Raw genomic sequence first — 14,369 nt, 5'->3', positions numbered from 1 at the left:
AATAGTAACGCCTCTGCCTAACGAAGTTAATAAATTACATTTTTAAATTTCAGGATACAATCCAATACTTTCGACCGAAACACACCGAAAACGATTGAGGTTGTCCCATTTCACAAAAGGGCCTTGAATAGTATTTAAATTAAGTATTGAAAAAGGTCCGGTTTGTCATTGAGATACTCCCCAAAAAAGTTTTTATCCTTCATTCGTGAAATAAGGGGCTCCAAATCGTCTGGACTTTTCAATTCAATGCCTACAATTGCGGGGGCATTTTCTTTGCTGGATTTTTTGGAATACTCAAAATGGGTGATATCATCATCTGGACCCAATATTTCTGCTACAAATTGCTTTAAGGCCCCTGGTCTTTGAGGAAACCTCACAATAAAATAGTGCTTTAACTTTCCATATAATAGGGCCCTCTCCTTTATCTCGGCCGTACGGGTTATATCGTTATTGCTGCCACTGACGATACATATCACATTTTTGTCTTTTATCTCATCCTTAAAATAATCCAAGGCTGCAATTGTCAATGCCCCCGCAGGCTCCACTACAATGGCATCCCTATTGTAGAGGTCCAAAATGGTCTGGCATACTTTTCCCTCCGGGATGGTGATCATATCATGGAGATGGTCTTTGCATATTGCAAAAGTGTAGTCGCCTACGCGTTGTACGGCTGCTCCGTCCACAAATTTATCAATCTGTATCAACTCTGTATTGACTCCTTTTTCCATGGAAGTTTTCATGGAGGGTGCCCCTTCGGGCTCTACTCCAATGATCTTGGTATTTGGGGAAAGCGCATTGAAAACCCCAATCAATCCTGATGCCAAACCTCCCCCTCCGATAGCTACAAAAACATAATCGATAGGTAGATCGGTCTGGTCCAAAATCTCCAAGCCAACAGTCCCCTGCCCTTCTATCGTCTTAGGATCATCAAAAGGGTGTACAAAGGTCCTTCCTTTTTCTTGGCAGGCTTTCATTGCCGCTTTTGAGGAATCATCAAACGTATCCCCCACCAAGATGACGGTTACCCATTCTCCCCCAAACATTTTGGTTTGTTCCACTTTCTGTTTTGGGGTTACCGAAGGCATATAAACCGTGCCATGGATCCCCAAATAATTACAGGCAAAGGCCACGCCCTGAGCATGGTTACCGGCACTGGCACAAACTACTCCTTTGGCCAATTCTTCTTTTGAGAGTGAGCTTATTTTATTGAAGGCCCCTCTGATTTTGTAGGACCTTACCCTATGAAGATCCTCGCGCTTGAGCAAAATATTTGCTTCAAACTGCTTGGAATACCTGATACTTTGTGTCAAAGGGGTAACATCGGCCACTTGCCTAATCACTTTGGCAGCCCTTTTTATATCCTCAATTTTAGGAAAATATGTAGCTACGGTTTTTGCCATAATTTTTTGCTTTCCATAACCCTTGGATATGGATGAAATGAATCGCAGTCGGGTTATCTTAATATACGTATTAAGTTCCCGACTGCGAATTGGTGTACAACTAATTTAATCTAACTTAAACGATACGCTTCATCGCTGTCATGGAGGCACGCAAACGGTTACCTACCACTTCAACAGGATGGTTTCTCAAAGCCTTGTTCACTGCAATCAATTTTGCATTATCCACTCCATTGCCCTTACCTTCTCCATAATTCTTACCAATTACATCGGTATCAATCTTTGCCATAAAATCTTTCAACAATGGCTTACAAGCATGGTCGAACAAATAGCAGCCATATTCTGCAGTATCAGAAATTACGCGGTTCATTTCAAACAATTTCTTCCTGGCTATGGTATTGGCTATCAGGGGAGTTTCATGTAACGACTCATAATACGCAGACTCAGCTATAATACCTGAGGCCGTCATTGCCTCAAATGCCAATTCTACACCTGCCCTAACCATCGCAACCATCAATACGCCATGGTCATAAAAATCCTGCTCGGTAATTTTATCAGATCCAGCCGGAGTCTTTTCAAAAGCTGTTTCACCTGTTGCAGCCCTCCAAGTATGCAAATTTTTATCGTCGTTGGCCCAATCTTCCATCATGGTTTTGGAAAAATGTCCACTCATAATATCGTCCATATGCTTATTGAACAACGGACGCATAATTTCCTTTAGTTCTTCTGAAAGCTCAAAAGCCTTTATTTTTGCCGGGTTGGACAAGCGGTCCATCATATTGGTAATTCCACCATATTTTAAGCCCTCGGTAACAGTTTCCCAACCGTATTGTATCAATTTTGAGGCATACCCTTTATCTATGCCCTTTTCAACCATTTTATCGAAACATAAAATGGATCCTGTTTGCAACAACCCACATAAAATGGTTTGTTCCCCCATTAAATCCGATTTTACCTCGGCAACAAAAGAAGACTCCAAAACTCCTGCCTTATGTCCTCCTGTTGCTACAGCATAAGCTTTAGCTTGAGCCAAGCCTTTGCCTTCTGGATCATTGTTTGGATGTACCGCTATCAAGGTTGGCACTCCAAACCCTCTTTTGTACTCTTCACGAACTTCCGATCCCGGACACTTTGGCGCAACCATAATAACTGTAAGGTCCTCTCGAATCTGCATCCCTTCCTCCACGATATTAAAACCATGTGAATAAGATAATGTCGCTCCTTTTTTCATAAGGGGCATTACAGCAGAAACCACGCTGGTATGTTGCTTATCTGGGGTAAGGTTTATCACTACATCGGCAGTAGGCACCAATTCTTCATAAGTACCAACATTAAAGCCATTTTCTTTGGCATTTTTATACGATTGACGTTGTTCCTTGATGGCTGCTGCTCTAAGGGTATAGGAAATATCCATACCTGAGTCCCTCATATTCAAACCTTGGTTGAGACCTTGGGCCCCGCAACCTACAATTACAATCTTTTTACCTTTTAGGGCGGATACACCATCTGAAAATTCTGCAGCTTGCATAAACCTACATTTACCCAATTGGGTCAGCTGATCTCTTAAGGACAGTGTATTGAAATAATTTGCCATTTTCTGAATTCGTTTTAATCCCGATAACAATCGGGGTGCTATTTATTGATTATTTATTTGTTGTTTGAAATTCCTGTAATAAGGCAGAGATCTGCATTTCCGCTTTGGATACCGCAATTCTTCCCGAACGTACGAACTGCATAATGCCATAAGGTTTTAACTGGCTGTACATCTCGTTTACTTCTGAGCGCCTACCTGATTTTGCCACTACAAAAAAGTCCCTGGACACGGTTACGATCTGCGCATTGTTGTCTTTTATGATATTTTGTATCTGTCGCTCATCGAACAGTAAATTGGAGGCAATTTTGAATAAGGCTGACTCTTGATAGATGGTTTCCTCATCGGTGTGGTAAAATGCCCTAATGACTTCGATCTGCTTTTCGATCTGTCCCACAATTTTACGCACCCATTCTTCAGTAGTAAATACCACTATGGTGAATTTTGAAATGCCCTCAATTTCTGATTTTGAGACGTTTAACCCCTCAATATTGATGTGTCTCTTTAAAAAAATTCCAGATATCCTATTCAACAATCCAACATTGTTTTCTGAATATACCGATATGGTAAACCACTCTTTTTCCATGCTCTATTTCTTAATCCTTCAAATGAAATTCCTACATTATTTAGCTCGACCCCCTGCCCTATTTCAGTCTGATATCTGAAACCGAGGCACCTGTTGGAATCATAGGAAATACGTTATCCTCTTGTTCAACTTTAACTTCCAAGAAAAAGGCGTCTTTTGATGCCATCATTTCTGCAACCACAGCGGCCAGATCCTTGCGTTCTGTTACTCTTTTTGCTTGGATATCATATCCTTCAGCAATCTTTACAAAATCTGGATTGGTCATTACCGTTGATGCATATCTCTTTTCAAAAAAGAGTTCTTGCCATTGACGTACCATCCCCAAATGCTCGTTGTTCAGAACCACGATTTTAACAGGGGTTTTGTTTTGGAAAATAGTTCCCAATTCCTGAATTGTCATTTGATACCCTCCATCACCAATAATGGCAACCACTTCCCTATCCATTGCCCCCATTTTGGCGCCAATAGCCGCAGGTAGGGCAAAGCCCATAGTCCCTAGGCCTCCGGAGGTAATATTACTCTTCGATTGTTTGAATTTTGCGTATCTACAAGCTATCATTTGGTGCTGCCCTACATCTGTTACAATAACCGCCTTATGATTGGAGGCTATATTAATCTGTTCGATGACCTCACCCATGGTCAATCCTTCTTTTGTAGGATGGATATCCTTATTGATGACCGTATCAAATTCTATTTGATATTTATTCTTGAATTCCTGATGCCAAGATTCATGTGAGTTCTTCTTGATCAACGGTAATAATAGCTCTAAGCTTTCTTTTGCATTGCCCAAAACTCCTATATCGGCTCTTACGTTTTTATTTATTTCCGCTGGATCAATTTCGAAGTGAATAACTTTGGCCTGCTTGGCATAGGTTTGTAAATTACCCGTAACCCTATCATCGAAACGCATTCCTATTGCTATCAAAAGATCACATTCATTTGTTAGAACATTTGGGCCATAATTTCCATGCATGCCAACCATTCCCACATTCAGAGGGTGAGCTGTATCCATTGCGGAAAGTCCCAAAATAGTCCATGCTGCAGGAATTCCTGCCTTTTCTACCAATTCCTTCAATTGCTCCTCCGCTTCCCCTAAAATGATCCCTTGACCAAAAATGATATATGGTTTTTTTGCCTCGTTGATCATTTTGGCTGCAGCCTCTATGTCCTTCATTTTAGGCTTTGGAAACGGATTATAGCTCCTAACCGCTTTACAGGGTTCATAGCTAAAATCCAATTCATCAAACTGGGCATTTTTTGTAATATCGATTAGCACAGGTCCAGGGCGACCTGATTTAGCTATATAAAAAGCTTTCGCCAGTATTTCCGGGATTTCAGAAGCCTCGGTCACCTGATAATTCCATTTGGTCACCGGGGTCGAAATTCCAATGATATCGGTCTCTTGAAAAGCATCGGAACCCAATAAATGTCGTGCCACCTGTCCGGTGATACAGACCATAGGAGTAGAATCTATCTGAGCATCTGCCAAACCTGTCACCAAATTTGTGGCTCCTGGACCTGAGGTCGCCATGGCTACCCCAACTTTCCCAGAAACCCTCGCATATCCTTGCGCAGCATGGGTTGCCCCCTGCTCGTGACGGGTGAGTATATGGGTCAATTTATCCTGAAATTTATATAGTTCATCATAAACAGGCATAATGGCACCTCCTGGGTATCCGTAAATCAAATCCACTCCTTCTGCCAACAAACAATGAATTATGGCTTCAGCTCCGCTAATTTTAATGGTAGCCTTCTTTTGCATTGGCGTCTTTTTCTCTTTTACTGTTTCCATAGGCCTTATCCCATCCCTCTATTCAGTTGAGGGGTCAAGGGCATTTTTAATTAAACACTATTTTCTCAAATCCATTTTTCAGAACCCAACATCCCTTTCGATGCCCTACACTGCCTAATATAGGATTGATATTTTTAAAATTCGTCGGTAACACAACCTTGAGAGGCAGATGAAACCGTTTTTGCATATTTGTATAAACTTCCTTTACTCACTTTTAAAGGTGGTTGTTGCCATTTTGCCTTTCTGGCTTGGATCTCATCATCCGATAGGTCTACACTAATGCTGTTCTTTTCGGCATCAATGGTCACAATATCCCCATCTTCCAAAAGACCAATGGTTCCTCCGTCCTGAGCTTCAGGTGCCACATGACCCACGACAAAACCATGGGTGCCACCTGAAAATCTACCGTCCGTGATCAGAGCGACATCCTTTCCAAGACCAACGCCCATAATGGCCGCTGTAGGCTTCAACATCTCTGGCATTCCAGGTCCGCCTTTTGGTCCCTCGTAACGAATGACCACAACATTTCCTTTTTTGACCTCTCCCTTGCGTATGCCATCATTGGCCAAAAATTCCCCATCATATACTTTGGCCGGGCCGGAAAAATACAATCCTTCTTTCCCAGTTATTTTTGCTACGGATCCTTCTTCGGCAAGGTTACCGTACAATATTCTAATATGACCTGTTGCCTTTATGGGTTTATCCAAAGGCCTTACCACATCTTGACCTTCTGAAAGGCTTGGTACTTCTGCGAGATTCTCAGCTACTGTTTTCCCGGTGACGGTTAAACAATCGCCATGCAGCATGCCATTTTCCAACATAAACTTCATTACTGCCGGGGTACCACCTACCCTGTGTACATCTTCCATCAAATACTTTCCGCTAGGCTTCAGATCAGCCAAAAATGGTGTGGTATCACTGATTTTTTGGAAATCGTCCAACGTAAATTCAATATCTGCGGCCTTGGCTATTGCCAAAAAGTGGAGTACCGCATTTGTGGATCCCCCAAGAACAGTGACCAAACGGATCGCATTCTCGAAAGACTTCCTTGTAATAATATCACTGGGCTTAATATCCTTTTCCAATAAATTCTGTAGGGCCTTCCCTGAGTTGATACAATCATCCTTCTTCTCCTTTCCGGTTGCCGGGTTGGAAGAATTATAGGGCATGGCCATTCCCAATGCCTCTATGGCAGAGGCCATGGTATTTGCAGTATACATTCCACCACAGGCTCCAGCACCTGGACAGGCATTGTGGATGACACTTTTATAGTCTTCTTCATTCATGGTGCCTGCAACCTTTTCTCCCCAAGCTTCAAAAGCAGAAACCACATCTAGTTTTTTTCCATTTAAGCAGCCCGATGCGATAGTACCACCATAGACCAATACAGAAGGCCTATCGAGCCTTATCATGGCCATTAGTGCTCCTGGCATATTTTTATCACAGCCGACTACGGTTACCAAACCATCATAGTTCATAGCCTGTACTACAGTTTCCATGGAATCTGCAATTATATCTCTTGAAGGCAATGAATAACGCATTCCATAGGTTCCCATGGAAATACCATCACTTACGCCAATAGTATTGAATATTAAGCCAACAGCACCCCCTGCATTTACACCTTCTTTTACATGTTTAGACAAATCATTTAAATGCATGTTACAAGGATTCCCCTCATAACCTGTACTTCCAATTCCGATAAGTGGTTTTGCCAGGTCGGCATCGGTAAGACCGATGGCGTGTAACATGGCTTGGGCAGCAGGTTGGGTAGGATCTTGTGTTACGTTCTTACTATATTTGTTGAGCTCCATTAAACTTTATATTGCTATTCTTAAATTCTTTTGTAAATCTTCTATCATTCAAAGATAAATGTTTCATATACCCCAAACTTTTAACAAAGTTCCTCGGTTCAAATCCAACTCCCCTATTAAGAGGTTAATATTCTCATTATCAGAACATTAATATAGTAATTCGTATCATATCCAACAATTTCATTATACACATACTATTGTTGATTCCACAAAATAAGGCCATTACATTATATATAATGAATACATTGGAACACTACAGCCCTCTCTTTTCTGTTTGGAATTGATTTTTTTGATTAGCTTGTAATGCTATATTTACCCGTACAAGATAAGGCCCTAAGTTTTATTATATTTTGATATGAAGACTACAATTTCCAAAATCGTTCAAGCACAACGTAATTTTTTCCTAACTCAGGAATCCAAAGACCTTACGTTTAGAAAAGAAGCGCTGGAAAGACTACAAAAAGAGATTATAGAACGTGAAGATGCTATTTGCGATGCTATTTATGCTGATTTTAAAAAACCCCATTTTGAAACTCTGGCCACCGAAACGCAGTTTGTTTTGGCAGAATTAAAATTGGTCTTAAAAAATCTGAATTCTTGGGCACGACCGAAAAGTGTTTCCTCTTCGTGGCTGAACTTTCCCTCCACTGATAAAATATATAAAGAACCCTATGGCACCATCCTCATCATTGCTCCTTGGAACTACCCGTTTCAGTTAGCTCTTTTGCCATTGGTAGGAGCCGTAGCGGCAGGGAATACTGTGGTGATAAAGCCTTCCGAAGTAACCCCCAACACCTCAAAAATCATTCAGAATATCATAACCTCTGTTTTTGCAAAAGAACATGTAACGGTCATTGAAGGTGGCGTTGAGGCATCCCAAGAACTTTTAAAAGAAAGGTGGGATTACATATTTTTTACGGGAAGCACCCGGGTCGGACAAATTGTATATGAGAGTGCCGCCAAACATCTTACTCCCGTCACTTTGGAACTAGGGGGAAAAAATCCTTGTATTGTAGATGAGACCATTTCGTTGGACATTGCGGCGAAAAGAATATGTTGGGGAAAGTTTTTAAATGCCGGGCAAACTTGCATAGCCCCGGATTATATTTTGGTCCATAAAACCAAGAAAGAGGCCTTTATACAATCCTTAATCAAAATGATCAAGGCTGCATACGGTGAAAATTTAAAAAACTCTTCAGATTATGCCCGAACGGTAAGCGCTGCCCATTTCGATAATCTAAAGGATATGCTTGTTGGGGAATCTATTCTCTTTGGTGGTGAAACAGATTCAAAAGATAATTACATCTCCATTACTTTAGTGGATGAGCCTCACTTGGACAGCAAATTAATGTATGGAGAAATATTTGGACCTATCCTACCCATTCTCTCCTATGAAACTGAAGATGATATCCATAGGGTGGTAAATAAATACGGCAAGCCATTGGCTACCTATGTTTTTTCGAACAACAAGACCTTTCAGAATAAAATTATCCAAAAATATAGTTTTGGAGGAGGCGCAATAAATGATACGGTAATACAAGTGGCCAATAAGAAATTGCCGTTTGGTGGGGTTGGTGGCAGTGGTATTGGTGCCTACCATGGAAAAACCACTTTTGAACTCTTTTCACATCACAAACCCATTGTGCATAGGGCAACTTGGTTGGATGTTCCCTTTAGATATCCTCCTTATTCTTTGCCTATTAAATTTGCCAAAAAATTAAAAAATCTGCTGTAGAAGTACTTTTTAAAGACTTTATGATATTGATCATGTTCCTTTGGAGACAGGGAGATATAAATAAATTTATGCTGAAATCTGTTTTGGGTCTTCCACTACTGTTTTTTGAATTATATCAATTTAAAGGACAACTCATCCCCATACCGCTTTTGTGCAAGAATTGAAATTGCTTTTTCTGAAAGCTGTAAAATACGGGGGTACCCTCCAGTAGTCTGTCCATCTTTCATTAAAATGATCAATTTACCAGAAGGAGTCAGCTGTATTGTCCCTGGAAGGGTTGCTGAGGTCAGCATGGAAATAGCATGCCCTTCAATGGTTTCGTTTAGCTGATAGGCCATTCGGTTATTTTCTTTGGCTACGGTAAAATCGTCCCCAAACAAGGCGTTCTTTTGTTGCTCTGTCAACAACCTGTATTCTGGTCCTTCAAAAACCTCCAAAACCGTTTCTTTGAGTAAAGAATGTGGTTTAAATTCTTGTAATTTAGGGGTAAAGCTTTTGCATTCATCGTATGGTAACTGTTCATACTCCTTTATACGTGACGATATGGTCAGGGGTTTAAAGTAGGAACGGCTGCCCAAAACAATAGGTGTTTTAAAGCCGTCTTTTATTGCCAAATAGGACCTAAGACCGTGGTCCAGTTTCCCAAAGGAAACAATATCCCCAGCCTGAATCTTATGAACCTTGAAGTTTTTTATGGTTTGGCCATTTAGGCTCATGGTAAGCTCTGCACCCCCAGCTACGATGTAGGTGTCCAACTCAAATTCTACTGTTGGACCGGTCATGGTAATTTCCAATACTGCCGCCTTTTTATCATTCTCCAACAGCATATTGACTATGGCATAGGAAAACGAATCCATCACCCCACTAACGGGTACTCCTTTGTTCCTATAGTTGAACCTGCCCGTATCTTGTACGGTTGTAAAAAAACCAGACTTTATAACCTTAAGCATCCACCTTAGTTTTTTTCAATTTATAAATTCCCACTTCTCCTTGTAATTTTAGTAGGTCATGCTCTCCCTTGGTGATGGAATAAAATTTAATTTTATCTCCAACATTTACAAAACAAGGGTTTTCATTATCCTTATTGAATAAGGGAACTGGACAATTGCCAATGATATTCCAGCCTCCTGGTGATTCTTGTGGATAAATTCCTGTTTGTTTTCCGGCAAGTCCAACAGATCCCTGTTCAACTTTTAACCTAGGAGTTTCTCTTCTGACAATTTCCAGGGATTGGGGCAATCCTCCCAAATACATAAAACCTGGAAGAAAACCAATTCCATATACTGTGTATACATGTTTTGTATGTAAGGAAATGACTTCTTTTGGAGACATACCCAATTTTTCGGATACCTCCATTAAATCAACCGCGAAATCCCCTTCATAGCAAACTGGTAGTTCCCAAAGGTATTTTTCTATTACATAGTCACCAGATTTTTGGGAATACCACTCTTTTACTTCTTTGCTGAAGATCTTGTATTCTATTTTTCCAGTCCGATGAATAAGAGCCAGAGAATTATAGGCAGGGACCATTTCCCATTCTTTTTCATTAAGATGATTGGTTTTTAAATGGTGAATGAAACTGAGGATATCGTTCAAGATTTGCTCTTCAACAATATTGGGCCATTCAACGAGAACGGCAAAATCCCCAAAAGGGCGTATAGAAATTATAAAAGGGCTCACTTTTTTAAATAGATCTGTTGTTCGGGCAATTCCTCTGAAAGATACGCTAATATTTGTAATGCTGATGGGGTATCTCCATGAATACAATAGGTTTCTGCATTAATATTTTGCTCTGTCCCTTGAGAGGTTTTAACCTTTTGATTTTTAACCATTTTTGTAATGTGGTCCAAGACTTCTTTAGGATCATGGATAACGGCGTTTGGGGAATTTCTGGAAACCAAAGTGAGGTCTGGATTATAATTTCGGTCCCCAAATGCCTCCACCATTGTCTTAAAGTCACGCTTTAATGCTTCCTCATCCAAAACAGATCCATAGGGCACATATAGGTAGACCTTTTCCTTAAACTGTTCTACGGCTTCCAGGAAAACAGAGGCCAAAGCCCGGTCCTTGGCGATATCATTATATAATGCCCCATGTGCTTTTATATGATGCAAGTCCAACCCTTGTGTTTCCAAAATAGAAACTAAGGCAGTTACCTGGTCCTTAATAGAACTTTTTAATGTTTCATTAGGCATGGACAGGGATACTCGTCCAAAATTATCTTTGTCGGGATACGAGGGGTGGGCCCCAATTTTCACCTGGTGCTTTTTTGCCAAAACAACTATTTCTTTCATGATTTGCTCATCTCCAGCATGACCACCACACGCTATATTACATGAGGAAATAAAAGGAAATAGGTCTTCTTCGTTTCCTATTCCTTCCCCGACGTCACAATTGATATCTATAAATCTCATTTCCATTTAAAAAAGTCCAGCTACCTTCAAAATACTCTTCATTCCTAAAAGTATAACCAATAAAATTATAAAAATAGCAAGTACGTTTTGTGCAGTCGAATTTTTATAGGATCCCATGATGGCAACCTTATTGGCCACCCACAATAAAAAGATGGCAATTACAGGCAATAAAAGTCCATTGGTTACCTGTGCGAATTGTATAATTTCTATCGGGGTAATCCCAAAGGTCAATGAAAGGACGCCCAAAATTATTATGGCCATCCACACTAATTTAAATTTTAGGTCTTTTAAGCCGGCTTTCCAACCAAAACAGCTATTCACCACATAGGCTGCGGCCAAAGGTGCGGTAATTGCCGAAGTGATACCGGCAGCAAATAAGCCTATTCCCATAAAATACCTGGCCCCGTTGCCGTACAATGGCTCCAGACCTTTTGCCAAATCCAAAACGGAAGAAATATCGCCTTTGGGAATAGTGGTAGCTGCTATAATAATGGCCATGGATACCATTCCGCCCAAAGTAATGGATATAAAGGTATCCTTTCTGGCTGTTTTCAAATCTTCCTTGGTTTTCCATTTTTCACTGACCAGGGAAGCATGCAAAAATAGATTATAAGGAACTACGGTGGTCCCTACCAAGGCTATTACGGTAAAAATACTATTCTCCGGCATGGTGGGTACAAGCAAGCCCTTTAAGACCTCCAGAATATTGGGTTTGGTAATGATTGCTGTCAATAAAAAGGAAAGGCTCATCACGATCACCAAGGTGACCAATACCTTTTCCAACATTTTATAATTTCCCAAATACAGAAGCGAAAATGCAATTGCCCCTATGATAAAGGGATAGAAGGTAACGTATTCCCTCCCAAAAATAGCTTCTAGCCCCAAGGTGGCCCCACCTATGTTCCCGCCTTCGTAAGCGGTGTTTCCAATGACAATGGCACCCAATATTATCCCAATGACCAAATTACGGAACAATGGGATTTGTATTTGTTCTTTAATGACGTCCGCAAGGCCTTTTTGGGTAATAATGCCCAATCTGGCCGACATTTCCTGAAGTACAATGGTGGCTACCAAGGAAAGTAACATGGCCCATAACAAGGTAAAACCAAATTGTACTCCGGCCAACGTACAAGCTGTAACCGTACCCGGACCAATAAATGCTGCGGCCACCAAAACACCTGGACCTATTTTTTTAAACATATTACTTGGTTTTATTTAATGAGTACAGGGCAAATGTTCCCAACCAATGGGTACCCTCATAATTATCGTCTACTATGTTGGGAAGGGAATAGTTGATATGGGTATTTGCTATATTTTTTAAATGTTCATATTCAGGCAAGGTTTCAGCAATTCCATATAAACACCACGCCCTGCTAAAATTAAGTCCATCCAAATGCACCAGTTTCCCGTCGGTCCTATCTGCTACTTTCCCCGGTTCCAACATAAAATCAGGGTCTTTTAACTGAGGCATAAAAGTATCCAACCATTTCTTAAAGGCCTCCTTGGCATACACTTTACGCACCAAATTAATTTCCTCCAGGCAAGGGGAAAGGAAATCGAATCCACTTGGTTCCCACTCCATGGGACAACCCTTATCATTAGTGTAATAGCGATCTACAGCATCCTTGACCGACTTCATTAACAATACATCATTGACGGCAACTGCATAATCCCAGGCTAAGGAGAGGCCAAAAGCTGTATTGGAATGTTCACCTACTCTAATAGGATAATTTAATTTTGGCAAAAAGGATTCATAAGATGCTACAATGAATCTAGTAAGTGGCTCCAGGTTATACTCCAATTCTTTCGCCATGGGATCTTCCCAAGTATGTAATTCTTCCGCAAGTTTTAATACCCAGGCCCAACCATAGGTGCGTTCAAAAGAAATGTTCCCGGTCATCTCAAAATAGGCCATTTCTTGTGCTATGTTTTCTTGTGATAAGGATTCCGTCAGTTTTTCACGAATAATACCTGCCTTTCCAAGGTCGGGAAATTGCTTTAACAAGGAAACTAGGGACCAATGTCCGTGCACGGACGAATGCCAGTCAAAACATCCATAGAAAGCGGGATGTAAGGATTTTGGACTTCTCAAATGCGTGGAATCGTTCAAGGTTTGCCCAAGTTTATTTGGGTAGTCGACCTCCAAACAGTTTAAAGGCAGTTCTGCCAGCTTATTGGCCTCAGATAAAGTCAAAATAGGGGTCTTGGAAATAGGTGATTCCTGAAGTTTAGGCTTAGGTTCCTCTTTGCAACTTAGGAATAATGTGATAAACATTAGGCATACTATAAATTTACACTTCATGGGGAACAATTATTTTATAGAAAAACTAAATGTACATATAATACCTTGAATCTAAAATCGGGAAATAGGTGTATTTTTTTTAAACAGGACTTGGTTCTGGAGGTGATTCTCTCCAATTTATTGTATTTCTATTTGGTTCGCCAGTGTAAAAAACAGTGTTTAAAAGAACAATTACAGTGTAGTTCGTCTAAAAGTTTGCAGTTCGTCTAAAAGTTGGCATTACAAGATAATATTCCTAAAATATTACGGTTATAATAATCCCGAACCTTAATTGACCTACTTTAATGACTTGCTTACAATGTAAAAAAGAACTGAGTTATATAGACCATAAAAATTCCATGGACATCTTAGGAGTTGAACTTTGTGATAAGCACTTTGTTCAGTTAAAAAAGTTGATCCATAAAAATAATACCCCTGTGGAAGCCGTACAATTATATTATGGCCTTAAAAATGCAGGAGTGCATCCTATGTTGGAATGGTGGGATGGTAAAAAATCCGTAGATGTAGCTATCTCCAGGGTAAAACTGAATATAGAGATAGATACAGAATACAGTATGATGACCCATGAGCAGGCCATTAATGATTTGGAAGAAGCCATGCATTCATTTAAAAATGGATTTACAACCATACGTATTCCCCATGTTGTCATAAAATATTACTTGACTGAAACGGTGAACAACATCTTGGGTATTATGGAAGGATTAAAGGCCAATATTAAGGCAATATGAGTTAACTGATAAA

General features: G+C 40.4%; 12 protein-coding genes. 2 read left to right on the top strand and 10 right to left on the bottom strand.

The annotated features are described in order from the left end of the window. Positions 1-134: 134 nt before the first annotated feature. The 5 genes from ilvA to ilvD form a co-directional block, all read right to left on the bottom strand. Positions 135-1,400, bottom strand: coding sequence for a threonine ammonia-lyase IlvA (ilvA, locus tag ABXZ32_RS06475; RefSeq protein ID WP_354617856.1), 1,266 nt, complete (start codon positions 1,398-1,400; stop codon positions 135-137). A 115-nt stretch (positions 1,401-1,515) separates the two neighbouring features. Beyond that, the gene (ilvC, locus tag ABXZ32_RS06470; RefSeq protein WP_354617855.1) at positions 1,516-2,991 is read right to left on the bottom strand and encodes a ketol-acid reductoisomerase; all 1,476 of its coding nucleotides are present in this window, start codon (positions 2,989-2,991) and stop codon (positions 1,516-1,518) included. A 49-nt stretch (positions 2,992-3,040) separates the two neighbouring features. After that, entirely contained in the window at positions 3,041-3,574 is a 534-nt protein-coding gene (gene ilvN / locus ABXZ32_RS06465) for an acetolactate synthase small subunit (protein WP_354617854.1), read from the bottom strand. 58 nt (positions 3,575-3,632) lie between these two features. Continuing rightward, complete coding sequence (gene ilvB, locus ABXZ32_RS06460) at positions 3,633-5,366, bottom strand: biosynthetic-type acetolactate synthase large subunit (protein ID WP_354617853.1); 1,734 nt, start codon at positions 5,364-5,366, stop codon at positions 3,633-3,635. Positions 5,367-5,500: 134 nt separating this feature from the next. After that, positions 5,501-7,177 carry a dihydroxy-acid dehydratase gene (gene ilvD, locus ABXZ32_RS06455; protein ID WP_354617852.1) on the bottom strand — a complete coding sequence of 559 codons (1,677 nt, stop codon included), beginning with the start codon at positions 7,175-7,177 and terminating at the stop codon, positions 5,501-5,503. Positions 7,178-7,532: 355 nt separating this feature from the next. On the opposite strand from ilvD, the gene ABXZ32_RS06450 reads away from it, so the two are divergent. Further along, entirely contained in the window at positions 7,533-8,912 is a 1,380-nt protein-coding gene (locus ABXZ32_RS06450) for an aldehyde dehydrogenase (RefSeq protein ID WP_354617851.1), read from the top strand. Positions 8,913-9,022: 110 nt separating this feature from the next. Here the strand turns inward: ABXZ32_RS06450 and ABXZ32_RS06445 are convergent, their stop codons facing one another. From ABXZ32_RS06445 to ABXZ32_RS06425, 5 genes are read right to left on the bottom strand one after another with little or no spacing between them, the layout of a single operon-like run. Beyond that, positions 9,023-9,862, bottom strand: a complete 840-nt coding sequence (locus ABXZ32_RS06445) for a 5-oxoprolinase subunit C family protein (RefSeq protein WP_354617850.1) — start codon at positions 9,860-9,862, stop codon at positions 9,023-9,025. Beyond that, the gene (pxpB, locus tag ABXZ32_RS06440) at positions 9,855-10,592 is read right to left on the bottom strand and encodes a 5-oxoprolinase subunit PxpB (RefSeq protein ID WP_354617849.1); all 738 of its coding nucleotides are present in this window, start codon (positions 10,590-10,592) and stop codon (positions 9,855-9,857) included. The genes ABXZ32_RS06445 and pxpB overlap by 8 nt, the downstream gene beginning before the upstream one ends. Next, complete coding sequence (gene pxpA, locus ABXZ32_RS06435; protein WP_354617848.1) at positions 10,589-11,326, bottom strand: 5-oxoprolinase subunit PxpA; 738 nt, start codon at positions 11,324-11,326, stop codon at positions 10,589-10,591. Before pxpA ends, pxpB begins: the two co-directional genes overlap by 4 nt. Positions 11,327-11,332: 6 nt before the next feature. Beyond that, on the bottom strand, positions 11,333-12,526 hold the full coding sequence (locus ABXZ32_RS06430; protein ID WP_354617847.1) for an Nramp family divalent metal transporter: 1,194 nt from the start codon (positions 12,524-12,526) through the stop codon (positions 11,333-11,335). 1 nt (position 12,527) lies between these two features. Beyond that, entirely contained in the window at positions 12,528-13,601 is a 1,074-nt protein-coding gene (locus ABXZ32_RS06425) for a DUF2891 domain-containing protein (protein WP_354617846.1), read from the bottom strand. A 311-nt stretch (positions 13,602-13,912) separates the two neighbouring features. On the opposite strand from ABXZ32_RS06425, the gene ABXZ32_RS06420 reads away from it, so the two are divergent. Next, entirely contained in the window at positions 13,913-14,356 is a 444-nt protein-coding gene (locus tag ABXZ32_RS06420) for a hypothetical protein (protein WP_354617845.1), read from the top strand. The last annotated feature ends 13 nt before the right edge of the window (positions 14,357-14,369 follow it).

Origin of the sequence: Sediminicola luteus (genome assembly GCF_040566555.1) — a bacterium.
GTDB lineage: Bacteria > Bacteroidota > Bacteroidia > Flavobacteriales > Flavobacteriaceae > Sediminicola.
Note: the sequence above shows the minus strand (reverse complement) of the source record. Positions and strands in the feature narration are given on the sequence as shown.